25 protein-coding genes and 1 riboswitch are annotated in these 21,723 nt (G+C 58.8%); of the genes, 6 read left to right on the top strand and 19 right to left on the bottom strand.

Annotated features, from left to right (window positions below):
• Nucleotides 1-104: 104 nt before the first annotated feature.
• The 6 genes from Q4481_RS12905 to Q4481_RS12880 all read right to left on the bottom strand — a co-directional run bounded on the left by Q4481_RS12905 (nucleotide 105) and on the right by Q4481_RS12880 (nucleotide 5,295).
• Nucleotides 105-1,703 carry an MBL fold metallo-hydrolase gene (locus tag Q4481_RS12905; protein ID WP_304376785.1) on the bottom strand — a complete coding sequence of 533 codons (1,599 nt, stop codon included), beginning with the start codon at nucleotides 1,701-1,703 and terminating at the stop codon, nucleotides 105-107.
• 90 nt (nucleotides 1,704-1,793) lie between these two features.
• The gene (locus Q4481_RS12900) at nucleotides 1,794-2,426 is read right to left on the bottom strand and encodes a DUF1287 domain-containing protein (RefSeq protein WP_304376784.1); all 633 of its coding nucleotides are present in this window, start codon (nucleotides 2,424-2,426) and stop codon (nucleotides 1,794-1,796) included.
• Nucleotides 2,427-2,477: 51 nt separating this feature from the next.
• Entirely contained in the window at nucleotides 2,478-3,704 is a 1,227-nt protein-coding gene (rlmN, locus tag Q4481_RS12895; protein ID WP_304376783.1) for a dual-specificity RNA methyltransferase RlmN, read from the bottom strand.
• 131 nt (nucleotides 3,705-3,835) lie between these two features.
• Nucleotides 3,836-4,339, bottom strand: a complete 504-nt coding sequence (locus Q4481_RS12890) for an invasion associated locus B family protein (RefSeq protein WP_304376782.1) — start codon at nucleotides 4,337-4,339, stop codon at nucleotides 3,836-3,838.
• 231 nt (nucleotides 4,340-4,570) lie between these two features.
• Entirely contained in the window at nucleotides 4,571-4,945 is a 375-nt protein-coding gene (locus tag Q4481_RS12885) for a YkvA family protein (RefSeq protein ID WP_304376781.1), read from the bottom strand.
• Between the two features lie 50 nt (nucleotides 4,946-4,995).
• Nucleotides 4,996-5,295, bottom strand: coding sequence for a 4a-hydroxytetrahydrobiopterin dehydratase (locus Q4481_RS12880; RefSeq protein ID WP_304376780.1), 300 nt, complete (start codon nucleotides 5,293-5,295; stop codon nucleotides 4,996-4,998).
• 28 nt (nucleotides 5,296-5,323) lie between these two features.
• On the opposite strand from Q4481_RS12880, the gene Q4481_RS12875 reads away from it, so the two are divergent.
• Nucleotides 5,324-5,830 carry a low molecular weight protein-tyrosine-phosphatase gene (locus tag Q4481_RS12875; RefSeq protein ID WP_304376779.1) on the top strand — a complete coding sequence of 169 codons (507 nt, stop codon included), beginning with the start codon at nucleotides 5,324-5,326 and terminating at the stop codon, nucleotides 5,828-5,830.
• Between the two features lie 22 nt (nucleotides 5,831-5,852).
• Complete coding sequence (locus Q4481_RS12870; protein ID WP_304376778.1) at nucleotides 5,853-6,731, top strand: methyltransferase domain-containing protein; 879 nt, start codon at nucleotides 5,853-5,855, stop codon at nucleotides 6,729-6,731.
• Between the two features lie 12 nt (nucleotides 6,732-6,743).
• Here Q4481_RS12870 and Q4481_RS12865 read toward each other — a convergent pair whose 3' ends face one another.
• The 5 genes from Q4481_RS12865 to Q4481_RS12845 all read right to left on the bottom strand — a co-directional run bounded on the left by Q4481_RS12865 (nucleotide 6,744) and on the right by Q4481_RS12845 (nucleotide 10,499).
• The gene (locus Q4481_RS12865; RefSeq protein ID WP_304376777.1) at nucleotides 6,744-7,061 is read right to left on the bottom strand and encodes a hypothetical protein; all 318 of its coding nucleotides are present in this window, start codon (nucleotides 7,059-7,061) and stop codon (nucleotides 6,744-6,746) included.
• 97 nt (nucleotides 7,062-7,158) lie between these two features.
• Nucleotides 7,159-7,575 carry an 8-oxo-dGTP diphosphatase MutT gene (gene mutT, locus Q4481_RS12860; protein WP_304376776.1) on the bottom strand — a complete coding sequence of 139 codons (417 nt, stop codon included), beginning with the start codon at nucleotides 7,573-7,575 and terminating at the stop codon, nucleotides 7,159-7,161.
• Nucleotides 7,575-8,354: a GNAT family N-acetyltransferase gene (locus Q4481_RS12855; protein WP_304376775.1), complete on the bottom strand. Its 780-nt coding sequence runs from the start codon at nucleotides 8,352-8,354 to the stop codon at nucleotides 7,575-7,577. Before Q4481_RS12855 ends, mutT begins: the two co-directional genes overlap by 1 nt.
• Complete coding sequence (argJ, locus tag Q4481_RS12850; protein ID WP_304376774.1) at nucleotides 8,335-9,576, bottom strand: bifunctional glutamate N-acetyltransferase/amino-acid acetyltransferase ArgJ; 1,242 nt, start codon at nucleotides 9,574-9,576, stop codon at nucleotides 8,335-8,337. Before argJ ends, Q4481_RS12855 begins: the two co-directional genes overlap by 20 nt.
• A 68-nt stretch (nucleotides 9,577-9,644) precedes the next feature.
• On the bottom strand, nucleotides 9,645-10,499 hold the full coding sequence (locus tag Q4481_RS12845) for a peptidylprolyl isomerase (protein ID WP_304376773.1): 855 nt from the start codon (nucleotides 10,497-10,499) through the stop codon (nucleotides 9,645-9,647).
• A gap of 227 nt (nucleotides 10,500-10,726) precedes the next feature.
• On the opposite strand from Q4481_RS12845, the gene secA reads away from it, so the two are divergent.
• The gene (gene secA, locus Q4481_RS12840; RefSeq protein ID WP_304376772.1) at nucleotides 10,727-13,441 is read left to right on the top strand and encodes a preprotein translocase subunit SecA; all 2,715 of its coding nucleotides are present in this window, start codon (nucleotides 10,727-10,729) and stop codon (nucleotides 13,439-13,441) included.
• Between the two features lie 68 nt (nucleotides 13,442-13,509).
• A complete protein-coding gene (locus tag Q4481_RS12835; RefSeq protein ID WP_304376771.1) occupies nucleotides 13,510-13,944 on the top strand; it encodes a hypothetical protein in 435 nt (144 codons plus the stop codon).
• Nucleotides 13,945-13,956: 12 nt separating this feature from the next.
• Here Q4481_RS12835 and ubiG read toward each other — a convergent pair whose 3' ends face one another.
• The 6 genes from ubiG to Q4481_RS12805 all read right to left on the bottom strand — a co-directional run bounded on the left by ubiG (nucleotide 13,957) and on the right by Q4481_RS12805 (nucleotide 19,061).
• The gene (gene ubiG, locus Q4481_RS12830) at nucleotides 13,957-14,700 is read right to left on the bottom strand and encodes a bifunctional 2-polyprenyl-6-hydroxyphenol methylase/3-demethylubiquinol 3-O-methyltransferase UbiG (protein WP_304376770.1); all 744 of its coding nucleotides are present in this window, start codon (nucleotides 14,698-14,700) and stop codon (nucleotides 13,957-13,959) included.
• Between the two features lie 44 nt (nucleotides 14,701-14,744).
• Nucleotides 14,745-15,935, bottom strand: coding sequence for a vWA domain-containing protein (locus Q4481_RS12825; RefSeq protein WP_304376769.1), 1,191 nt, complete (start codon nucleotides 15,933-15,935; stop codon nucleotides 14,745-14,747).
• 1 nt (nucleotide 15,936) lies between these two features.
• Nucleotides 15,937-16,695, bottom strand: a complete 759-nt coding sequence (locus Q4481_RS12820) for a hypothetical protein (protein ID WP_304376768.1) — start codon at nucleotides 16,693-16,695, stop codon at nucleotides 15,937-15,939.
• Between the two features lie 15 nt (nucleotides 16,696-16,710).
• Entirely contained in the window at nucleotides 16,711-17,652 is a 942-nt protein-coding gene (gene metA, locus Q4481_RS12815; RefSeq protein ID WP_304376767.1) for a homoserine O-acetyltransferase MetA, read from the bottom strand.
• Between the two features lie 44 nt (nucleotides 17,653-17,696).
• Nucleotides 17,697-17,774, bottom strand: a riboswitch (SAM riboswitch).
• 77 nt (nucleotides 17,775-17,851) lie between these two features.
• Nucleotides 17,852-18,694: an AAA family ATPase gene (locus Q4481_RS12810; protein ID WP_304376951.1), complete on the bottom strand. Its 843-nt coding sequence runs from the start codon at nucleotides 18,692-18,694 to the stop codon at nucleotides 17,852-17,854.
• A 115-nt stretch (nucleotides 18,695-18,809) separates the two neighbouring features.
• Entirely contained in the window at nucleotides 18,810-19,061 is a 252-nt protein-coding gene (locus Q4481_RS12805) for a hypothetical protein (RefSeq protein ID WP_304376766.1), read from the bottom strand.
• Nucleotides 19,062-19,171: 110 nt separating this feature from the next.
• Between Q4481_RS12805 and Q4481_RS12800 the strand changes: the two genes are divergently transcribed.
• Complete coding sequence (locus Q4481_RS12800; protein ID WP_304376765.1) at nucleotides 19,172-20,080, top strand: HpcH/HpaI aldolase/citrate lyase family protein; 909 nt, start codon at nucleotides 19,172-19,174, stop codon at nucleotides 20,078-20,080.
• Nucleotides 20,077-20,283 carry a DUF1737 domain-containing protein gene (locus Q4481_RS12795; protein WP_304376764.1) on the top strand — a complete coding sequence of 69 codons (207 nt, stop codon included), beginning with the start codon at nucleotides 20,077-20,079 and terminating at the stop codon, nucleotides 20,281-20,283. The genes Q4481_RS12800 and Q4481_RS12795 overlap by 4 nt, the downstream gene beginning before the upstream one ends.
• Here Q4481_RS12795 and Q4481_RS12790 read toward each other — a convergent pair whose 3' ends face one another.
• Both Q4481_RS12790 and Q4481_RS12785 read right to left on the bottom strand, forming a co-directional pair.
• A complete protein-coding gene (locus Q4481_RS12790; protein ID WP_304376763.1) occupies nucleotides 20,284-20,832 on the bottom strand; it encodes a GNAT family N-acetyltransferase in 549 nt (182 codons plus the stop codon).
• A gap of 64 nt (nucleotides 20,833-20,896) precedes the next feature.
• Nucleotides 20,897-21,643, bottom strand: coding sequence for a Bax inhibitor-1/YccA family protein (locus tag Q4481_RS12785; RefSeq protein WP_304376762.1), 747 nt, complete (start codon nucleotides 21,641-21,643; stop codon nucleotides 20,897-20,899).
• Between the last annotated feature and the right edge of the window lie 80 nt (nucleotides 21,644-21,723).

Here is a 21,723-nt window from a genome sequence, read left to right as displayed (position 1 = left end):
GCAGGCGCACCGTCGAAAGCAATGCTCCGATCGATTGAACCACGCAGGCTGCGGCAATTTCGCCTGCCCTTTTCGCCCAACCCCCGTACGGTTGCCTGCGCTGGTCACTCCATCAAGGCCTTGCGGATCTTGCGGATGACTGCCGCCTTCGCCTTGTCGTCAGCGGCTCTTTTCAGCTGTTCCTGCAGATCGAGAAGCAGGTTCTGGTAATCGTTATGCCAATCGCGATGACCGGGCTGTCCGGGATCGAGGCGCGGCGGTGGCGCGAGTTCGGAAATGTCCCGGGCGCCGGTGTCGGTCAGTTCAAAAGCCGAATCGATACGGGGAATGAAGATGTGATCGGCCGGCAGGATCTCGGCAACGCGGGCGCGCATGGCCACAAGTGCCTCCTGTTCGCCATGGACGAGAAAGACACCCTTCCTGACCGGCATCCGTTGCCTGACCCATTGGGCCAGTTCGGGCCCATCGGCATGACCACTATAGAGTTCGAGCGTACGGATGCGGGCGCGGACCGTGATTTCATCGCCCTGGATGCGGACGGTTTCCGCACCCTGCTCGAGGATACGGCCAAGCGTGCCCTGCGCCTGGTAGCCGACCAGGAGCACCGTCCCCTCCTCACGCCACAGCCAGTTTTTGAGTCGATGCCGGATACGACCTGCCTCGCACATGCCGCTGGCGGCAATGACGATGTGGAAGCCCTTCATGAAATCGATCGCCTTCGACTGTTCGACAGATTCCGTGAAACGGACATTGCGGGAATTCATGGCGCGCTTGAGCAGACCGCCATCCTCAAGCTCGCCGGCATGGTTGAAGAAGATGCGGCTAGCCTTGGTCGCCAGGGGTGAATCGATGACGATCGGGCATTCGGGAATTTCATGCCGCTCCATCAGCCAGACGAGATCGGCAAGCAGTTCCTGCGTGCGTTCGACCGCAAAAGACGGAATGAGAAGCGCGCCGTTCGGTTTGAAGGCTTCGGAGATGACGGCCTTCAATGCGCGGCGGCGGCTGTCTTCGCTGGCATCGATGCGATCGGTATCGCCATAGGTGCTCTCGCAGATCAGATAGTCGATATCGGCGGGGGCTTCGGGATCGAGCTGAAGCAGTTTATGTTCCGGCCCGATATCGCCAGAGAACAGGAACCGCTTGCGGTTTTCGCCTTCTCCCAACTCGATCTCGACCGATGCCGAACCGAGAAGGTGCCCGGCATTCCAGAACCGGAAACGGAGACTGTCCGAGATCCGTGTCCAGCTTTTCAGTTCCGCCGGGCGGAAGAGAGTCAATGCCTCAACAGCATCATCGGCCGTATAGATCGGCTCCACCACATCGCGACCACGACGACGATTGCGACGGTTGAGCTGTTCGACTTCCATTTCCTGGATATGGCCGGAATCCGGCAGCATCACCGAGCAGAGATCGATCGTTGCCGGGGTCGCATAGATCGGTCCCGCATAGCCGGCTTTCGCGAGCTTGGGGATGAGTCCCGAATGATCGATATGGGCGTGGGTGAGGATGACCGCATCGAGTTCGGTCACATCATAGGGGAACTGGCGGTAATTCAGCTCCTTTTCCGTTTTCGAACCCTGAAACATTCCGCAATCGATCAGGATACGAAAACCGCCGCTCTCCAGCAGAAAGTTCGAGCCTGTCACAGTGCCGGAGGCGCCGTGGAAATGCAGTACGGTCTGGTTATTGTCGCTACCCATTGGACTGTCTCCTCACTCTTTCCACAAATCTAGCAGGCTTTGCGGAGGGGAAACAGAAAATCAGGCAGGTTCAGGCGCGACAAAGTTTCATTAGCCGGCGAACCGATAATGCCCCGTGATCGGAAAGGCTGGCAACACATCTTCGAGCCGAGCGCCCCAGCCGATATTGTGGATGGCGAGCGGGCCGGTTTCCTCGGCATTCATCTGATCCGAAACCAGAACGATATGGGTCTTGTTGCCGGGTAGCGACTGGGTGACGATATCGCCTGGGCGATAGTCCGGTCCCGGAGTTCCGGGCTTCACTTCCGCACCCTGCCGGGCAAGGAAAGTCCTCAGGTTAGGAACAAGTCGATGATCGATGTTAGGGTCTGGCGCTGCAAGACCCCAATTGCTCGGATAGGATTTGAAAGCGCGCCGCATATCGGCATGAACGAGCGCCTGCAGATCGATGCCGAGACCATCGCGATAGGCGCGGATGATCACATCGGTACAGACGCCTTTGATCCGCGGCACGTCGCCGCCGGGAAAAGCGATGCGCGTGTAGGCCGGATCATATTGGATTGTCACACCGATCTGGCTCTTGGCGGCATCCACCAGCTTTTGCGCCCAGGGTTCCGCCGCAAGCGTCGCGGCCGAAACCGGCTTTGCCAGTTTCGAAATGGAGACGCCACCGCCCGCCAGGGCAAGGGCTCCGATCAGGATCGCGCGCCGAGATACAACCATAAGAACAGTTTGCCCGAAATTGCGGCCAAATTTCGGGCGCTAGCGAGCCGATCAATCTTCGCCGTGATTGGCGATCATCATGGCTTCGAAAGCAAGTCGTTCGGTCTTGCGCATGCGTTCGGATTCCGATTTCAGCTGACCGCAGGCAGCAAGAATGTCACGGCCGCGCGGTGTGCGGATCGGAGAGGCATAACCGGCCTGATTGATGAAATCGGAGAAGGCTTCGATCGTCTCCCAATCCGAACATTCGTATTTCGAGCCCGGCCAGGGATTGAACGGAATGAGATTGATCTTGGCAGGCACGCCCTTGAGAAGCTTCACGAGATCGCGGGCATCGGCAAGCGAGTCGTTGACGCCTTTCAGCATCACATATTCGAAGGTGATCCGGCGTGCATTCGACAGGCCTGGATAGGCCTTGCAGGCTTCCATCAGTTCCTTGAGCGGGTACTTCTTGTTGATCGGCACCAGTTCGTCGCGCAGATCGTCGCGCACCGCATGCAGCGAAATTGCCAGCATGACGCCGATTTCCGAACCCGTCCGATAGATTTCCGGAACCACACCGGATGTCGACAAGGTCACACGACGGCGCGACAGCGACAGGCCGTCGCCGTCAGTTGCAATCAGAAGGGCGGCCTTCACGTTGTCGAAATTGTAGAGCGGCTCGCCCATGCCCATCATGACGATGTTGGAGACCTTGCGACCATCGAGCGGAACGATGGCACCCTGCGGCGTCTCCTTGTCCGGGAAGTCGCCCAGACGGTCGCGGGCCAGCAGCAGCTGCGAGAGAATTTCCTCCGCAGTCAGGTTGCGCACCAGGCGCTGCGTGCCGGTATGGCAGAAATCGCAAGTGAGCGAACAGCCGACCTGCGAGGAAATGCACAGCGTGCCGCGACCTTCTTCGGGAATATAGACCGTTTCGACCTCGACCGGCCGGCCGGCACCGCGCGGCGGAAAGCGGAGCAACCACTTGCGGGTTCCGTCATTGGAGATCTGCTCCTCGACCACTTCCGGTCGGGCGATCGTGAAATGCGCCTTGAGCAGCGCCCTGAGATCCTTCGAGACGTTGAGCATGTCGTCGAAATCGGAAATGCCGCGCACATAGAGCCAGTGCCAGATCTGCTGCACGCGCATCTTGGCCTGCCGCTCGGGCACGCCCTTTTCCACGAGCACCTTGGCCATGTCCTCCCGGCTCAACCCGATCAGGGAAGGCCGGTTCTCGAACGCCAGGTTCGGCGGCGTCGGTCTCGTCTCAATGGCGATGGCTTCTGTTGCCGTCATGGCCCTATCCTTCAAAACGCAAAAATCCGGACGGATGAACCGCCCGGCTTGCGATCTCTACTGTTGTTGGGCTCCCATATCATCATCAGGAGCCAAAGTCACCACGAACGCTCGGTTTGCGGTTCTTACGGTTACTTGCAGCCTTCGATCTTTTTCAGCGCAGCCGAAATGCCCGACAGGCTATATTCGTAAGACGTACCGGTGCCACGCTTGGAGGTGGCTGAGACGACCATCTGCTTGCCGGACTTCATCGATGCGACGAGAGCCGGTTCTTCGGCCGCATTCTCCAGCCAGGCAGACTTGCCCTTGACGAACATCGAAAAGGCACGCTCGTCGATCTTGATCGTGACCTTGGAGTTTGCCTGCAACTCGTAGCTCATCATGGCCTGCGGCTCATAGGAAATGTTCTGGCCGGGACGCTGGGACACTAGGAAGAAGATGTCACCGTGATCGACCTTTTCCGGCAGCTTCTTCACCGGAACGGACAGCACATAGCAGACCTTTCCATTGGCGCCCTGGTAGAAATAGGAGCCCCAAGCCTTGAACTGTTCGATCCGCGTCGGAGACTGTGCCTGGGCGGATGTAGCAACAGCCATGACGGCCAGGAGGGCGGCGGTCAGTTTTGTCTTGAACATGTTTTCCTTCCGGTCTCGGTCTGGCCAGCGCGTTGGGAGGCGGCCGCATTGTTCCGTTCATTCTGCCTTAATTGCGGTTACCAAATCGTCAACATATCCACGCTTTTGCAGGAATAGTCTCGCTTCAGAACAGAGTGAACGCAGAGGCAGCGCCGTTCATCCATGACGATTCAGGCGAGAATTTGGCACACGACCCGTCGCGGCGTCTCGAATGTTAGATAAGCCCGAAGCTTACGAATCTTGTTCAGCCAGCGCCGTATCGGCCTTGTCGTAATGCTCGGCTTTCAGATGCGCTCGCACGGTACCGATCGCAGCGGCGAGCACGGCAATATCGTCAGAAAAACCGACGAGCGCCAGAATGTCCGGAACAGCATCGAAGGGAAGTACGAAATAGGCAAGCGCGGCCAGAAGAATGGCCTTGACGCGGGTGGGCGTTGCCGGATCGAAAGCGCAGTAGTAGCAGGCCACCACATCGCGCGAGAACGGGATCTGCCGGAAAGCCTTGCGGAAAACCGGCCAGAAGCGTGACTGCACCTTTCGGGCGCTTTTTTCACGGTCGAAGTCCTCGCCCGGAAGCAGGATCTCACCAATCTTGACGTCGTCCATCTGTCGTTCCCAACAATACCGATTTCGATATGGTATCGGCGTCCGCAGATTCAATGCCGCCGCGCCACCTCTTCCATGTATTTCGCAAGATCCCGGTCAAGTTCGGTGATTCCATGCGCCGAATGCGTGGTCAGGCGCACCTCGACGGTCTTGTAGACATTCTTCCATTCGGGATGATGATCGATCTTGTCGGCAAAGATCGCACATTCGGTCATGAAACCGATGGCTGATGCAAAGCTCTCGAACCGGTATGTTCTCAAGAGCCCGGTTCCCGCAGCATCGATGGACCAGTCCGGGAGAGCTTGAACAATCTCGGCGATCTCGCTACTGCTCAGCCTCTGTCTTGCCATGGATTCCTCCGCCGGATCTCAATCGCTCATGGATCAAACACGAATTCTGTTCGTTTGTCTCGGCAACATTTGCCGATCGCCGCTTGCCGAAGGTATTTTGCGCCACCGCGCTGCGGAAGGCGGCTTCGGTGATCGCTTGATCGTCGATTCGGCCGGAACCGGCGGCTGGCATCAGGGCGAAGGTCCGGACCCGCGTTCGGTGGCAGCGGCGAGAGATAACGGCATCGATATTTCGGGCTTGCGGGCCCGGCAGGTCAAGACCGCCGATTTCAGCCATTTTGACATGATCTTTGCGATGGACCGCGCCAATCTGCGCGACCTCGTGCGCCGCACGCCGCATGATTCGTCTGCCGACCTCCACCTGTTCATGGATTTTGTCGGATCCGAGCCACGCGACGTGCCCGATCCCTATTACGGTGACGCGCAGGATTTCGACCGGGTCTTCCGCATGCTGGACGAGGGCTGCACAAAGCTTCTCGCGACACTCTTCCGCCGTCAGGGACAAGCTGGCGCACGGCAGAGCGAAACCAAGTGACGATGATGGGCAAAGGTAACCGATGGAACCACTGATCGACATCGCACTGGCCGCGAGCCGTCGCAAGCGTGCAGCAGCAGGCTTCGATCCTGCCAACGGCTTCCTGCTTGATCTCGCGGCAGAAGAGCTGGCGCTCCGGCTTTCAGCTATGGAGCGCCATTTCGATCAGGGTGTCGAACTGTTTGGCGCCGATGGCAGCGTCGGGCGCCAGTGTCTGGCGACCGGTCGCATCGGTACGCTCGAACGTGTCGAGATTGCCGGCCGGTTTGCTCCCGACATTGCGGTTGAGAGCTATGAGGACGTTCCGCTGGAACCACACTCGAAAAACATCGTTCTCGCGCCGCTTTACATGCATCTCGTCAACGATCTCCCGGGCTGCCTGATCCAAATCCGGCGGGCGCTCAAGCCCGATGGCCTTCTGCTTGCCGCCATTCCGGGAGCGGGAACCTTGCAGGAACTCGGTGAAGTGCTGATTGAAACGGACATCGCCTTGAATGGCGGCATGAGCCCGCGCGTGATGCCATTTGCCGATATTCGCTCGGTGGGGAGCCTTCTTCAGCGGGCGGGATTTGCGCTGCCGGTCGTGGATGTCGAGACCTACACCGTCCGCTATGGATCGTTGTTCTCGCTGATGCGCGACCTGCGCGCCTTCGGCATGACCAACATGCTGATCGACCGCTCGCGCCGGCCGCTCGATCGTCGCTTTTTCATGGAAGCCGCACGCATCTACCAGGACCGGTTCGGCGATCCAGACGGCAAGATAAGAACGACATTCTCGGTGATTTATGTCTGTGGGTGGGCACCGCATGAGAGCCAGCAGAAGCCCCTGAAACCAGGCTCCGCGAAAATGCGGCTCGCCGATGCGCTGAAGGCAGCGATCGACGACAAGCCGGTCGAATGACCGGCTTTCCAATCAGCAGCCGTTGCGGCTGCCGTCCGGATTGATGATGCAGACTTCGCCGGGCTTGTCCTGCAGGATGCTGCGGCGGATCGTATAGCGCTTCACCTTGCCATCCGGAGTCGGAATGGAGCCGGTGGTGATATTGTCGTAGTCAATCGTGCTCGCCTGCATCTGCCCGTCATCTTCCGGCGCCAGAACCGGTGTCAGGATCAGCGTGAGCGCGATTGCGGCGGTACCGAACAGCAACGCCATGTTGAGCGCCCCGATACGGTTGCGCTTCGAATAGGTGGGGGCAGGTTCGCCGGCCTGATTCCAGAACTCATCGTCCATTTTCGCAGTCCTGCTTAATCTTTTATTTTTCGTTTATGCTTTGATACTTGCCACAGTACCCTAAACGAAATCTTAACAGGACGTTTTTCCACAGGCCTCAGGGCAGGAGATCGACCAGAAATGGCACAAGCGGCTCGTCGGCCGGTGGCATCGCATAGTTGCGGAGATCCTTGGCGCGGACCCATTTGATAGCCTGGCCCTCGCGGCCATGGGCAATGCCTTCATAACGGCGGCAGATGAAAAGCGGCATCAGGAGATGGAAATCATCATAGCTGTGGCTGGCAAACGTCAGCGGCGCCAGACAGGGAACGCGGGTCTTGATGCCGAGCTCTTCCTCAAGCTCGCGCACCAGCGTTTCTTCCGGCGTTTCGCCCTCTTCGACCTTGCCGCCCGGAAATTCCCACAATCCGGCCAGTGACTTTCCTTCCGGCCGCTGGGCGATCAGAATGCGATTGTCGGCATCCACGAGCGCGCAGGCAGAGACCAGCACCATTCGTTTCTTCTGCTCGGACATCATGCCTCCAGGCGCCAGTAGCTGTAGGCGTAAGCTGGTTTGAAACCCATTGTCTCATAGAGCGCCAGCGCCGCGTCATTATTGGCGAGAACCTGAAGCCAGGCCTGCCGGGCATTGCGCACCCGCGCCCAGCGCAGCGACGAACAGACGATTTCGCGCCCAAGCCCCCGGCGTCGCATCTCTTTCGAAACGACAATCTGCTGCAAGCCGGCAAGATCATTGTCCTGCACACAGATGCCGACGGCGCTGGGACCGTTTTCCCCTTCCATAAGGAAAAGGCCCGCTGTGGGCTGGATGCGTCCGATAATGGAAGCGATCGTTGCGGCATTTGCGTCGCGACCATCATCGATGCGCGCACAGGCTTCCGCAAATCGTTCGACATCGTGGATCGGCAGATGATCGATCGACGTCCCGAACTCGACCTTGTCGAGATCGAGAACCAGGACCAAGGTGCGGTCCGCTTCCGCAAACCCCTTGTCCTTCAGTACATCGGGCAGGCCGGGCGGGCAAAGCGGCGACTGTTTGACTGTCGGCCGGATGCCCCTGGCGCGAAAGGTCTCGATCGCATTGTCGATCCGTGCGCCCATATCCCGGGCATCATGCGGATCGAGCGGAACAAGACTGTTGAGCCGTCGCGACGGATGGCCTTGGGTCATCCGCAGGAGCCAGCTGCCATCATAAACAACGGTTTCTGCCGGCCAGGCCCGGAAGCCGGCAGCTTCGAGCCTGCGAACAAGCGGCAGGAAGGGAACCGGCATATCAGCTGCGGTAATCGCCATTGATCTCGACATATTCCTTGGTCAGGTCGCAGGTCCAGACGGTTGCCGATCCGGATCCGAGACCGAGATCGACACGGACCGGAATATCCTGCTTCTTCATAACGGTCGATGCCGCCTCTTCCGAGTAATCCGGATCGCGTGCGCCTTCGACCGCAACACGCACATCACCGAACCAGATCGCCAGCCGGTCCCGATCCGCGGGTTCGCCGGCCTTGCCGACGGCCATCACGACGCGACCCCAGTTGGCATCCTCCCCGGCCACAGCCGTCTTGACGAGCGGCGAATTGGCGATCGACAACGCGATCCGCTTGGCGCTTTCGTCGCTGTCGGCACCCGTGACAGTCACTTCCAGCATCTTGCGGGCGCCTTCGCCATCGCGGGCGACCTGCTTGGCAAGATCCTTGAGAAGATCATTGAGCGCGAGCGCGAAGGCCGCAACATCGGCAGCATCCGCATTTTCGATCCGCGCCTGTCCCCGCGCCGCTGCTGCACCGGTCGCGAACAGGAGAAGAGTATCCGACGTAGACGTATCACTGTCGACCGTGACCGAATTGAAGCTCGGGCCAACGCCGCGCGCCAGAAGCGTCTGCAAGGCGGACGGAGCGATATCGGCATCGGTAACGACGAAAGACAGCATCGTCGCCATATCGGGGGCAATCATACCCGCGCCCTTGGCAATGCCGTTGATCGTCACGGTCACGGCGCCGATCTTGGCCGTGCGGGTCGCCACCTTGGGATAGGTGTCGGTGGTCATGATGGCCTTGGCCGCCTCGACCCAGAAATCGCCGGTCACGCGGCTGGCGAGATCCGCCATCACCGCTTCGATCTTGTCGGCATTGAGCGGCTCGCCGATCACACCGGTGGAGGCGAGAAACACTTCGCTCTCCTTGGCGCCGATGGTGGCAGCGGCAGCACGTGCCGTCTTCGTGGTCGCCTCGACACCCTTGCGGCCGGTGAAAGCGTTCGCGTTACCGGAATTGACGACGACGGCGCGAGCCACGCCATGCGGGAGATTGGCGCGGCAGAAATCGACCGGAGCCGACGGGCATTTGGAGCGGGTGAAAACGCCGGCAACGCTCGCCGGCCGGTCGAACACCATCAAAAGCACATCGGTACGGTTCTTGTACTTGATGCCGGCTTCGGCAGTCGCCATGGCAACGCCGTCAATGACCGGCATGGCAGGATAGGATGTGGGAGCGAGCGGAGAAACGCCGTGCGACATGATCACCTCGCAAACGAAACAACTGCGGAAAAGTGAAAACCGGTGGTCGCCCACCGGTTTCGTTGGAATTACTGCTGCGCCTTGTTGGCCTCGTCATAGGCCTTCTTGAGAGCCTCGTCGGTGATCTCGACCTTGGCGCCGCCCTTGGACGACTTCAGAAGCTCCATATACTTGTCGCGCATGACCATCTGGCGGACCTGGTCCTTGACCTGGTCGAACGGCGGCGGCGGTGCATCGCGCTTGTCCTCGACCTTGATCACATGGAAGCCGAACTGCGTCTTGACCGGAACCTTGCTGACTTCGCCCTTTGCCATTGCGAAGGCTGCGGCTTCGAATTCCGGAACCATCTGGCCCTTGCGGAAATAGCCGAGATCACCACCATCCGACTTGTTCGGATCGGTGGACTTGGCCTTGGCGAGCTCGGCGAAATCCTTGCCGGCGGCCAGTTCGGCGATCACAGCCTTGGCCTCATCCTCGGTCTTGACGAGGATGTGACGGGCGTGAACCTCTTCCTGCTTCGGCAACGCGGCAACTTCCTTGTCGTAGCGAGCCTTCACTTCCGCATCCGTGACGGTGTCGACGATGTGCTTCTTGAAATAGGCGTTGTGCAGTTCGCGATCGGAAAGGAACTCCATCCGGTTCTTGAAATCGTCCGTGCTTTCAAGACCTTCGGCACGAGCCTTGGCCGCGATCAGCTTGGCATCGATGATGGCGGTCAGCGCGGCAAGACGACGCTGTTCCGGCGGCAGCTGGGCCAGCTGCGGATCGATGGAACCTTCGGAGAGATCAAGGTCGGACTTGTTGATCGTCACGCCGTCGATGGTGGCAATGACAGGGTCCTTGGCATCCTCGGCGGCCACCGGGCCAGCGAGGCCCACGATAGCAATAAGCGCCGTAGCAGCAAACAAACGCGAACGAAGCATGAGGATCACCAATTCTGTTGAGTGGTCGAAATTCGGATCGGGATTTGCATTTTTCAAGCCAAAAGGCAATCGGAAAAGCGAGACTTGCCGTGCCTCCGGTTGACATGCATCTGGCCCACTCTTATCTGTCTCGCAACTTGAGCGCATGTCCGAAGGCCTGCGCCCTAGCCGCTTGCCTGACGAGGACTGGCGGTCAAAACAGGTCAAAATTTGGAAAGGACCATTCGATGGTCAGTCTCGGCGGGATCGCCCGTAAACTGTTTGGCTCGGCGAATGAGCGCCGCATCCGTTCCTATGGCAAGCGCATCGCGCAGATCAATGCGCTCGAGGCGGAAACCAAGGCCCTGACCGACGAACAGCTGCGCGGCAAGACCGCCGAGTTCAAGGCCATGCTTGCCGATGGAAAGACCCTTGAGGACATTCTGCCACAGGCGTTCGCGGTGGCGCGGGAAGCCGCCCAGCGCGCGCTCGGCATGCGACCGTTCGATGTCCAGCTGATGGGCGGCATGATCCTCAACGAGAATGCCATTGCCGAAATGAAGACCGGTGAAGGCAAGACGCTTGTCGCCACGCTGCCGGTCTATCTCAACGCACTGTCCGGCAAGGGCGTCCATGTGGTGACGGTCAACGACTACCTTGCCAGTCGCGACTCGGCGCAGATGGGACGCATCTACAGCTTCCTCGGTCTGACCACCGGCGTGATCGTGCATGGCATGGATGACGATGAGCGCCGCGCTGCCTATGCCTGCGACGTGACCTACGCGACCAACAACGAACTCGGCTTCGATTATCTTCGTGACAACATGAAGTACGAGAAGGCGCAGATGGTCCAGCGCGGCCATAACTATGCGATCGTCGACGAAGTCGACTCGATCCTGGTCGACGAAGCCCGCACGCCGCTGATCATTTCGGGTCCGCTTGACGACCGTTCGGACCTCTACAACACCATCGATGCCTTCATCCCGATGCTCGACGAGGGCGATTACGAACTCGACGAGAAGCAGCGTTCGGTGAACTTCTCCGAAGGCGGCACCGAAAAGCTCGAGAACCTGTTGCGCTCTGCCGGCCTTCTCAAGGGTGAATCGCTTTACGATGTCGAAAACGTCGCCATCGTTCACCATGTCAACAATGCGCTCAAGGCGCACAAGATGTTCGCGCGCGACAAGGACTATATCGTCCGCAACGGCGAGATCGTCATCATCGACGAATTCACCGGTCGCATGATGCCGGGCCGCCGCTATTCGGAAGGCCTGCACCAAGCACTCGAAGCCAAGGAAAAGGTTCAGATCCAGCCGGAAAACCAGACGCTGGCCTCGATTACCTTCCAGAATTATTTCCGCATGTATTCCAAGCTGGCCGGCATGACCGGTACGGCTTCGACCGAAGCCGAGGAATTCGGCAATATCTACGGTCTCGAAGTGGTGGAAGTGCCCACCAACTTGCCGATCGCCCGCAAGGACGAGGATGACGAGGTCTACCGGACGGTCGAGGAGAAGTTCAAGGCGATCATTCAGGAGATCATCGAGTCGCACAAGAAGGGTCAGCCTGTTCTCGTCGGCACCACCTCGATCGAAAAGTCGGAATATCTGGCCGACCGGCTCAAGAAGGAAGGCTTCAACAATTTCCAGGTGCTGAATGCCCGCTATCACGAGCAGGAAGCCTATATCGTCGCCCAGGCCGGTGTGCCGGGTGCCGTGACGATCGCCACCAACATGGCCGGCCGCGGCACCGACATCCAGCTCGGCGGCAATCCGGACATGCGCATCAGCCAGGAACTGGGCGACATGCCCGCCGGTCCCGAGCGCGACGCAAGGGAAGCCGAGATCCGGGCCGAAGTGAAGGTGCTCAAGGAAAAGGCGCTTGCCGCCGGCGGACTTTACGTTCTTGCCACCGAACGCCATGAAAGCCGCCGCATCGACAACCAGCTGCGCGGCCGTTCCGGCCGTCAGGGCGACCCCGGTCGCTCGAAATTCTACCTGTCACTTCAGGATGATCTGATGCGCATCTTCGGCTCCGACCGCATGGATTCCATGCTGGTGAAGCTGGGTCTGAAGGAAGGCGAGGCAATCGTCCATCCCTGGATCAACAAGGCGCTCGAACGGGCGCAGAAGAAGGTCGAAGCCCGCAACTTCGACATCCGCAAGAACCTGCTCAAGTATGACGATGTGCTGAACGACCAGCGCAAGGTGATCTACGAGCAGCGCCTCGAACTGATGGAATCGGAATCCGTCAGCGAGATCATCGAAGACATGCGCATGGAAGTGATCCAGGCGATCACCGGCAAGCATATTCCCGAGAAGGCCTATGCCGAACAGTGGGATGTGAAGGGTCTTCGCGAAGAGGTGCGCCAGCATCTGGCACTCGACCTGCCGATCGAGGAATGGGCCGCGGAAGAAGGCATCGCCGAAGACGATATCGTCGAGCGCATTCGCGCTGCCTCCGATGCACTCGCCAAGGACAAGGCGGAACGCTTCGGCCCCGAACTGATGAATTACGTCGAGCGCTCGATCGTTCTGCAGACGCTCGACAATCTCTGGCGGGAACATATCGTCAATCTCGATCACCTGCGTTCCGTGGTCGGCTTCCGTGGCTATGCCCAGCGCGATCCGCTGCAGGAATACAAGCAGGAAGCCTTCGAACTATTCCAGGCCCTGCTCGCCAACCTGCGCAACACCGTAACCGGGCAGATGGCGCGGGTCGAACTGGCGCAGGGCAACCAGGAATCCGAAGATCTGCCGCCGATGGAAGGCCATCACATCGACGCCTCGACCGGCGAGGACGATTTTGGCGAGGGTTATCCTGTCTCGGCATTCGCCGCGCAGGAAACCACACGCGACCCGAACGATCCGTCGTCCTGGGGCGAAGTGGGCCGCAACGAACCCTGCCCCTGCGGTTCGGGCAAAAAGTACAAGCATTGCCACGGCGCCTATGAGACGGCGTAAGAGATGCGCTGGAGTTCAAGAAGCCGCATATTTTAGCGTGTGACTTGTTTAAATTGCTGAGGTCTGGGTTGCATTTCCACAACCGAAGCTTCATTGAATATGGACGGGCGCAACAGCGCCCGTTTTGTATTCAGTGCGCGGAAGGCAACCCGAAAATGAGATTTTGGAAGATCGTCGTATTGTCCACGATAGCCCTGACACTGTCGGGATGCGTCATCAATGAAAAGAACTTCTATGCCAGCCGGTCCTATCTCCGGAAACATCCGGGAGAGCACGCCAAGGCAATAGCACAATGTGAAAGCAAGCTCCGCTATATGCATATCGAAGCAAAGCGGATGATGAGCGGCTACATGCACACCAATTTGGAATCGATGCCAACAGCGGCTTGCCGCCGACTGTTCAAGGGATATATCAGCGGCAGCATGCAGTGGAGCGATGTCAAGGCACTTGTAGAGCGCAAGATGTTTACACCGCGCATGACTCAGATTCTGAGAGGTAACTGATTAAGGCGGCCTTCAGCCCCGCTTGGCCAGCAGCATGTAGTTCACATCCATATCCTTGGACAGGTTCCACTGGTTCTGGATCGGGTTGAAGAAGACACCCGTGCGTTCGATGACCTGCATGCCCGCCCGGCCGAGCGGCGTTTCGATCTCTTCCGGTCGCACCAGCTTTTCATACTGATGCGTGCCGCGCGGCAACCAGCGCAGAATGTTTTCCGCCGCCACGATCGCCAGCGCCGCCGCCTTGAAGGTGCGGTTGATGGTGGCGATGAACATCAGGCCGCCAGGCTTGACCATCGATGCACAGGTTTCGATGAAGAAGGGTACATCGGCCACATGCTCGACCACTTCCATGTTGAGCACGATGTCGAACATCTCGCCCTCGGCCGCAAGCTGCTCGGCCGTAACCGCACGATAGTCGACCGGAACCCCGGTCTGCGCCGCATGGGTCGAGGCAATGCCGATATTGCGTTCGGACGCATCGGCACCCAGCACATTGGCGCCCATACGCGCCATCGGCTCGGACAGGAGACCGCCGCCGCAGCCGATATCGAGCAGACGTAACCCTTCGAGCGGCCGGTGTGCTTTCGGGTCACGCCCGAAATGCGCCGATGCATGGTCGCGAATATATTGCAGCCTGACCGGGTTGAACTTGTGCAGCGGCCGGAACTTTCCGGTCGGGCTCCACCATTCCGCAGCCATGGCGGAAAAACGGTCGACTTCACTCTGGTCGATGGTGGTCTTGGCGGCTTCGGTCATGGTCATGCTCCGGCTGTGTTCCGCTTCTATATAGGATCATCGCTTCAGCGCGACAATTCTTTTGCCGCAGCCTCAAGCCCGCCGAGGGTGAGCGGATACATGTGGCCCGCCATCAGATCGCGCATGATCCCGACGGACTGGGTATAGCCCCAATGGGCCTCCGGTAGCGGATTGAGCCAGGCCGACTTGCGAAAATGACCGGTGACCCGGTTCATCCAGATCAGCCCCGGTTCGCGGTTCCAGTGCTCGACCGAACCACCCGCCATCATGATCTCATAGGGGCTCATCGCCGCGTCGCCGACAAAGATCACCTTGTAATCGGGCCCATAGGTGCGCAGCACGTCCTCGGTCGGCATCATCGAGGCTCTGCGGCGGAAATTGTCCTTCCAGACGCCCTCATAGATGCAATTGTGGAAGTAGAAATATTCGAGCTGGCGAAACTCCGATTTGGCAGCGGAGAACAGCTCTTCGGCGATCTTGATGTGATCGTCCATCGAGCCGCCAATATCAAAGAACATCAGGAGCTTGATCTTGTTGCGCCGTTCGGGCCGTGTCTGAATGTCAAGCCAGCCATGTTCGGCTGTTGCGCGGATCGTATTGTCGAGATCGAGCTCCTCGTCGGCACCATCGCGCACCCAGCGTCTCAGACGCTTCAGCGCAACCTTTATGTTGCGGGTACCGAGTTCGACGCTGTCATCGAGATTCTTGAAGGCCCGTTCGTCCCAGACCTTGACGGCGCGACGGTTGCGGCTTTCATTCTGGCCGATGCGCACCCCTTCGGGATTGTAGCCATAGGCGCCAAAAGGCGAGGTGCCGGCCGTGCCGATCCACTTGCTGCCGCCCTGGTGGCGCTCCTTCTGTTCGGCCAGACGCTGTTTGAGCGTCTCCATCAGCTTTTCGAAGCCGCCAAGGCTCTCGATCAGCTTCTTCTCGTCGTCGCTCAAGTGCTTGTCCGCAAGCCGCATCAGCCATTCGGTCGGAATCTCCGCCACATCGACCGGGGATCCCTCGTTGCCGCCGATGGCACCGACACCCTTGAAACAATGGGAAAAAACGCGGTCGAATCGATCGATGAAACGCTCATCCTTGACCAGCGCCGCGCGGGCAAGGAAATAGAAAGCCTCGAGATCATAATCGGCTATATGCTGGTCCATCCCCTCCATCAGCGTCAGGAACTCCCGCAATGTAACGGGAACCTTGGCTGCCTTGAGTTCGAGGAAGAAGGGGATGAACATGTCAGTAACTCCAAAGCTGTGGAGTGTGGCGGAACCAGAGAAGCGGCATATACAGCGGTGTAATCTCGGGTTGCTTGATTCCACGCGCCCTGATCAATGGCCTCAGATCACCATCGTCCTCCGTTAGAATATCACGCAAGGCATGCAGCCAAACAAGAGTTTCATGGGCTACATCGCTCAGATCGGGACCAATGGCTTCAGCAACGGCCACCAAGGCGCTGATAACCTCAGAAAACTCGTCGGGGGAGGCCAGAATAAAGCCTATATGGTCGAGTTCATGAAGCGCAAAGCCAATTGCTGCGCCTATTCGAGTAAGTTCAGCGAACTGGCAACGTGGATTGTTTGGCTCCAGCATAAAGGCAATATCGGAGCGCCATTCCAGTTGGCCATGAAGTGGGTAAAGCCAGGCGTTGACGTTTTTTGGCTCTCTTTGGCGCCACTCCTCGAACATCGGAGAGACCAACTTTTGCTCAATGTTGCCCGGAAATAGCCAACCGCGCCCCGCTGGCCACGAGTCCCAATAGGGTTCGGTGCACCGGAACAATTCCCAAAAGACCCTTTGCCTGATCTCGAATGGATCATTCTTGTAGAAACAGACAAACTTTTCTGCGGAAGCGAGAGCTTGTTTCCTCAACCCCCGACGCCTCAAATCAAGATAGTGTATGTAGTCAGAGAAAAGGTCGGCCTGGGCACTTTTGGCAAGGTTCTCGAGTACGATCTCCAGCCGATCGTAACTGTCCTTTCGCCAGTAGTCGTCCAAACCAACCAATTTTCCTTACGCCTCTTCCTGCGACTGGACCTTTATCCCAACCTTGTCGAGGTCGTACTCGGTCGTCTGATAGACCTGGTTGATCCAGTTGCCGAACAGGAGATGCGCATGGCTGCGCCAGCGGTTGAGCGGCACCTTGGACGGATCGTCATCCGGAAAATAATTGGCCGGAAGCTTGATGTCGACATCGGCCGCCTTGTCGCGAAAATACTCATCCGCAAGCGAGGTCGAGTCATATTCGACATGGTTGAACATGTAGAGGCGATTGCCGCGCTTCTCATGCACAAGGCATACGCCGGTCTCATGTGAGGTCATCAGCACCTCAAGGCCACTCGACGGAGTGATATCCTTGCGCAGGATTTCAGTCCAGCGGCTCACCGGCACGGCGAAATCATCGGAAAAACCGAGCAGATAAGGCGATGCCGGGTTGAGGTTCCGGTGACGATAGACGCCGAAGGCTTTTTCCGTCAGCGTATATTTCGGCACCTTGTGGAAGTGATAGATCGCCGCCATCGCCCCCCAGCAGATGTTGAGCGTCGAATGGACATTGGTTTCCGTCCAGTCGAAGATCGCCTTCATCTCGTCCCAGTAGGTCACGTCCTCATAATCGAGCAGTTCGACGGGAGCGCCGGTGATGATGAAACCGTCGAACTTGCGATCCTTCACCTCGTCCCAGGTGCTGTAGAAGGACAGGAGATGGTCCTCGGACGTGTTTTTCGACCGATGACCACCGATCCGGATCAGCGACAGTTCCACCTGTAGCGGCGAAGCGCCGACAAGACGCGCGATCTGGATCTCGGTCTTGATCTTGTTGGGCATGAGGTTGAGCAGTCCGATCTGCAGCGGACGGATATCCTGCCGGATCGCAACGGAATCCGTCATGACAGGAACGCCTTCCTGCAGAAGGGTCTGGAATGCGGGCAACTGGTCGGGAATCTTGATGGGCATCGGGTTACTCCAAGAATGCCGGCGTCAAACAGATCGCGACTGGTCCCCGGATGCGGTGGCCCTATTTAGCGATTTGTTTAACGTGGCTGCAAGCCGGCCGGCAAATCACCACGGTTCTTCTCTATACCGGGTGAAAGCGAATATCAATCTGGTGGAAGCAACGCGTTACGGGCGAAAAGCTTGCTCAGGGCTCCCCGCCCTAGCGCATCTCGCGCCGCGCCATGAAGGCCAGGCGTTCGAACAGATGCACATCCTGCTCGTTCTTCAGAAGCGCACCATGCAGTTTGGGCAGCGCATTCTTGTCGGAGGCGGCAAGGGTCTCGGGCTCGACATCGTCGGACACGAGCAGCCTGATCCAGTCGAGCGCTTCGGATGTCGACGGCTTCTTCTTCAGCCCCGGCGTTTCCCGGATCTCGAAAAAGCGGGTCAAGGCTTCACTCAACAGACGCTTCTTGATGCCCGGATAATGAACCTCGACGATCGCCGCCAAAGTGTCGGCATCCGGAAAGCGGATATAGTGGAAGAAACAGCGGCGCAGAAAGGCATCCGGCAGTTCCTTCTCGTTGTTGGATGTGATGATGACGATCGGACGCACATCGGCACGGATGGTTTCGCCGGTCTCATAGACATGGAACTCCATCCGGTCGAGTTCCTGCAACAGATCGTTGGGAAACTCGATGTCGGCCTTGTCGATCTCGTCGATCAGCAGGACCACCTTGCGACCGGCCGCAAATGCCTCCCAGAGCTTGCCGCGACGGATATAGTTGGAAATGTCGTGGACGCGCTCGTCCCCCAGCTGGCTGTCGCGCAGGCGCGAGACAGCATCATATTCATAGAGACCCTGATGCGCCTTGGTGGTGGATTTGATGTTCCATTCGATGAGTTCGAGACCAAGCCCCTCGGCGATCTGCCGTGCCAGCTCCGTCTTGCCGGTACCCGGCTCGCCCTTGACGAGCAACGGCCGCTCCAGCCGGATGGCGGCATTGACGGCAATCATCAGGTCCTTGTCGGCAATATAGTTGGCAGTCCCCTGAAAATGCATCGTCTCGTATCCGTTAAGCATGGTCTGTCTTAGATCGGCGGCAAACGCCGGGCAACAAAAAAGGCGGCCCAATGGCACCGCCTTTCATCGGCCTGGGCGCACCCGGCCATGTCAATCACATGTCGATGATCGTGCCCTTGCCATCGTTCCAGACGCGCATGTCATCGCGTTGTGTCCGGCGGCTGCGAGCGTAAACGCGCACGGGACGCGCATCTCCGCCTGTCAGCACCGTCGACAGCCATTGACCGAGGATCAGAACCGAAACGATGCCGGCGATCGCAAGACCAAGCGAGGCAGTAAAGAGCGCGGTGACGGCAACGAATGTCAGGCCCGCAAGTGTCAGCAAGAAAGAACGTATGCTTTTCATGGGATTCACCCTTTCCATGACCACAATGTGGGACAGGAACGGCTCTTTTGCAAGAGGCTTGCCGCTCACTTATCCTTGAAGTCGGTCGAAAATCCGGCCATAGAACGGTTATGGTGACTTTTTCAGACATGCATCCCGCACGCCCGCGCCGCTCCGTGCTTTGCCTGCCGGCCTCCAATCCGCGCGCCATCGCCAAGCTGACGAGCCTTGAGGCCGATGCCGTGATCCTCGATCTCGAGGATGCTGTGGCCGAAGACATGAAGGAAGAGGGCCGACGCAATATCCGCGACTACTTCAGCAACCGGCAGGATGGCGACCGGGAAGTGATCGTCAGGATCAACGATGCCGCCTCCCCCCACTATCGGGCTGATTGCGAGCTGATCCTCGAGGTGCGCCCCGATGCGGTGCTGCTGCCGAAAGTCCGCGCGCGGGACGATATTCTCGACATGGCATCCTATCTAGCGGAGAACGATGCTCCGGAGACGTTGCGGATCTGGGCGATGATGGAAACGCCGCTCGCGATACTCAATGCCGGTTCGATCGCAGAAGCCGGTCGGACGTCGGGCGGGCGGCTCGATTGCCTGGTCGTCGGTCTCAACGATCTGCGCAAGGATACCGGCGTCCTGCCGGATCCGGCCCGCACCTATCTGATCCCCTACCTGATGCAGGTGGTGTTGGCGGGCCGCGCATTCGGCCTGACGGTTATCGATTCCGTATCGAACGAATTCCGCGACCTCGGCCCCTTTGAAGCCGAGTGCCTGCAGGGCCGCGCGATGGGCTTTGATGGCAAGATGCTCATTCACCCGGCCCAGATTGCCGGTGCAAACCAGCATTTCCGCCCGTCGGACCGCGAAATCGCCGAAGCGGAATTGATCGTTGCAGCCTTCTCACAGCCGGGTAACGAGAAAAGCAATGCAATCAACATCAACGGCAGCATGGTCGAACGGCTGCATTTCGAACAGGCGCTGAGATTGCTCGCGCGTGTCAGGCAAATCAACAAGGGGATGAAATCGGAATGAAAGTCTATCGGTTCCTGACCGGCCCGGACGATTCAAGCTTCTGCCACCGCATCACGGCAGCCCTCAACAAGGGCTGGGAGCTTCATGGCTCGCCGAGCCTGACCTTCAACAGCGTGACCGGCCAGATGATCGCCGGTCAGGCCGTGGTGAAGGATGTTCCGGGCAAGGACTATGATCCCGAAATGAAGCTCGCAGACCAGTGATCAGTAACCCTTGAGATCGGGTTCTGCCGAAGGGATGGTGGACGCCCCCTCGCCGAGTTCGATCTGCATGATAACCGTATCGAGCCATTGGCCGAATTTCAGCCCGGTAGCCGGCATGCGGCCGCAATGCTTGAAACCCGCCTTTTCATGCAGGGCGACAGAGGCGGGGTTGGGTCCGCCGATCACGGCCACCATCTGCCGCAGGCCGAGTGCTGCCGAGCGGCTGAGCAGGGCGTCGAGCAATTGTCCGCCGACATTCATACCGCGCGCATCCGGCGCCACATAAATGGAATCTTCCGCCAGATAACGATAGGCAGGGCGGGTGCGGAATGGCGATGCATAGGCATAACCCATGACCACGCCCTGATCGTTTTCGGCGATCAGATAGGGAAAATTCTGCCCGGTGATCGAGGCGAAGCGCTTTGCCATTTCAGCCTCGTCGGGTGGATCGAGCTCGTAGGTCCCGACACCGTTGAGCACCGATTCGCGGTAGATTGCAGTAATCGTAGCCACATCCGTGGCAGCCGCATCGCGGATATTGATCTTCATTGATCTGTTCCCATGCAAAAGGGCGGCATCGCTGCCGCCCCTGTAAACCATATCTTGTCGTAGCTTATTCGCGGTCGCCGAGGAAGCGAAGCAGGAACAGGAACAGGTTGATGAAGTCCATGTAAAGCGTCAGTGCGCCCATGATGGCCTTCTTGCCCATCGTCTCGGAATCATCCGATTCGAGGTACATTTCCTTGATCTGCTGGGTATCCCAGGCGGTCAGGCCGGCAAACACCAGCACGCCGATCACCGATACGGCGAAGTTGAGTGCCGACGACTGCAGGAAGATGTTCACGACCGAGGCGATGATCAGACCGAACAGGCCCATCATCAGGAACGTGCCCATGCCCGACAGACTGCGCTTGGTGGTGTAGCCGTAAAGCGACAGGGCGCCGAAGGAGGCTGCGGTCACGGCAAAGGTCTGCACGATCGAGGCGTTTGTATAGACCAGGAAGATGCTCGACAGCGATGCGCCGACCAGCGCCGCATAGATCCAGTAGGTGATCTGGGCGGCAGCCTCACTCATCGCATGCAGGCGGAAGCCCATGAAGAAGGCAAGCCCAAGCGGCGCAAGCAGGATGACCCAGCGCAGCGGGCTCATGTAGATCGCCTGACCGAAGGCGGTAAGGTTCGTGGCCGTTCCTGCCATTTCGGCGAAGGCATAGGCGACGAGACCGGTGAGCGCGACGCCAAGCGCCATAAGGTTGTAAACCTTGAGCATATAGGCGCGCAGACCCTGATCGATCTCAGCGGCACTGCGAATATCGATGCCACTCGTCGTCCGGGTTTGGAAATCCCTGAAATCAGACATGTTTTCCTCTCTCAAAGCCCCGATTGAACGCACGGAACAGGATCAGTGACCCGGAATTGCGGTCAGCACCCGTGTTGCCG

Origin of the sequence: Fluviirhizobium alvei (genome assembly GCF_030551875.1) — a bacterium.
In the GTDB taxonomy this organism is placed as follows: Bacteria; Pseudomonadota; Alphaproteobacteria; order Rhizobiales; family Rhizobiaceae; genus Rhizobium_E; species Rhizobium_E alvei.
This window is presented reverse-complemented; position numbering and strand designations above follow the sequence as displayed.